The following is a 1,496-nucleotide window of genomic DNA, read 5'->3' on the forward strand; positions in this document are numbered from 1 at the left end:
GGTGGATTCAACTGGTCGTCGCAACGCCCTGATCTCGGAGGTGTGCGACGTGGCTACGGCGGACTGGAGTTTGAAGACCAGCGATGTCCCGGCGGGGCGGCGTCGGCAGTGGCGCGCTGACCGTGCGTTGCGGCCGGCGATGCGTTCGCCGGGGCGGCCTGATCCGTCTCGGGTCGTGCAGCGCCAGTTCTGGCGACTGATCGCCACGGGGGTCACGACGGTGGAGGCGTCGTTGGCGGTCGGCGTGTCGTGGCCGGTGGGTGCGAGGTGGTTTCGTCACGCTGGCGGCATGCCTCCGATCTCGTTGGCCGAGCCCTCGGGCCGGTACCTCACGTTCGAAGAGCGCGAGGAGATCGCGATCCTCATGGCGATGAGTAAGGGCGTGCGTGAGATCGCCCGCGCCCTGGGGCGAGACCCCGGGACAATCTCTCGCGAACTGCGCCGCAACGCCGCCACGCGCGGCGGCAAGCAGGAATACCGCGCGACGGTCGCCCAGTGGAAGGCTCAGCAGGCGGCCAAGCGCCCGAAGACCGCGAAACTTCTGGGCAACGACCGGTTGCGTGAGTACGTAGAGGACCGGCTCGTCGGCAGCATCCGTCGCCCCGACAACATGACCGTCACCGGGCCCAAAACGCCCCCATGGAAAGGGCTGAACAAGCCACACCGTCAGGACAGACGTTGGGCGACGGCATGGAGTCCGGAGCAGATCTCGCACCGACTCCGTGTCGACTTCCCCGATGATGAGTCCATGCGCATCAGCCACGAAGCGATCTACCAGGCGCTGTTCATCGAAGGCCGTGGCGCGCTCAAGCGGGAACTGGTCACGTGCCTGCGCACCGGCCGGGCGCTGCGGGCTCCCCGTGCACGGTCGCAGAACAAGCCGCAGGGGCATGTCACCGCGGACGTCATCCTCAGCGAACGCCCCGCCGAGGCCACGGACCGCGCGGTCCCCGGGCACTGGGAAGGCGATTTGATCATCGGGACGGGCCGCTCCGCGATCGGCACGCTTGTCGAGCGCAGCAGCCGCTCCACGCTCCTGGTGCACCTGCCCCGTCTGGAGGGCTGGGGCAAGAATCCGCCCGTGAAGAATGGCCCCTCGCTCGGGGGCTATGGCGCGATCGCGATGAACGCGGCGCTCACCACGTCGATGACGCAATTGCCTGAGCAGCTACGTAAGACCCTCACCTGGGACCGTGGGAAGGAACTCTCCGGTCACGCTCAGTTCGCTCTCGATACCGGGACGAAGGTGTTCTTCGCCGATCCGCACTCGCCCTGGCAACGACCGACGAACGAGAACACGAACGGGCTGCTACGCCAGTACTTCCCGAAGGGCACCGATCTCTCCCGCTGGTCGTTCACGGACCTCGAAGCCGTCGCCATGGCGATCAACAACCGGCCCCGCAAAGTCCTGGGTTGGCGCACGCCGGCCGAGGTCTTCGAAGAACAGCTACGCTCGCTGCAACAGCCCGGTGTTGCAACGACTGGTTGAACTCGCC

The 1,496-nt window shown here is 67.1% G+C and carries 1 protein-coding gene; it reads left to right on the forward strand.

Going from position 1 to position 1,496, the window contains the following annotated elements:
- The first annotated feature begins 289 nt into the window (after positions 1 to 289).
- Positions 290 to 1,489: an IS30 family transposase gene (locus tag ACIBK0_RS51930; protein ID WP_399097557.1), complete on the forward strand. Its 1,200-nt coding sequence runs from the start codon at positions 290 to 292 to the stop codon at positions 1,487 to 1,489.
- Positions 1,490 to 1,496 lie beyond the last annotated feature (7 nt).

It is taken from the genome of Streptomyces sp. NPDC050564 (assembly GCF_044457265.1).
Classification (GTDB): Bacteria; Actinomycetota; Actinomycetes; order Streptomycetales; family Streptomycetaceae; genus Streptomyces.